Origin of the sequence: Shewanella sp. S1-58-MNA-CIBAN-0166 (assembly GCF_040310085.1) — a bacterium.
GTDB lineage: Bacteria > Pseudomonadota > Gammaproteobacteria > Enterobacterales > Shewanellaceae > Shewanella.
Genome location: NZ_JBEOPN010000141.1, coordinates 1 through 272, shown reverse-complemented (window position 1 = coordinate 272; position 272 = coordinate 1). Strand labels below are relative to the sequence as shown.

Annotated in this window: 1 pseudogene; it reads left to right on the top strand. The window is 48.9% G+C overall.

Annotated features, from left to right (window positions below):
* Positions 1–272, top strand: a pseudogene (gene gatB, locus AAEY99_RS21445) (Asp-tRNA(Asn)/Glu-tRNA(Gln) amidotransferase subunit GatB); the annotation flags it as partial.

Here is a 272-nt window from a genome sequence, read left to right as displayed (position 1 = left end):
CTATCAAATCACCCAAATGGCCAATCCTATCGTTGGCGAAGGCTATATCGATGTCGTGGTCAATGAAGGTGAGAAAAACGAATATCCGAAACGTATGGGCATCACCCGTGCGCATTTAGAAGAAGACGCTGGTAAGTCAGTACACGATGCCGTCGATGGCATGACGGGCGTGGATTTGAACCGTGCTGGTACACCATTAATCGAAATCGTCTCTGAGCCTGATATGCGCTCGGCTCATGAAGCACTGGCCTATATTAAAGCCATTCACCAGC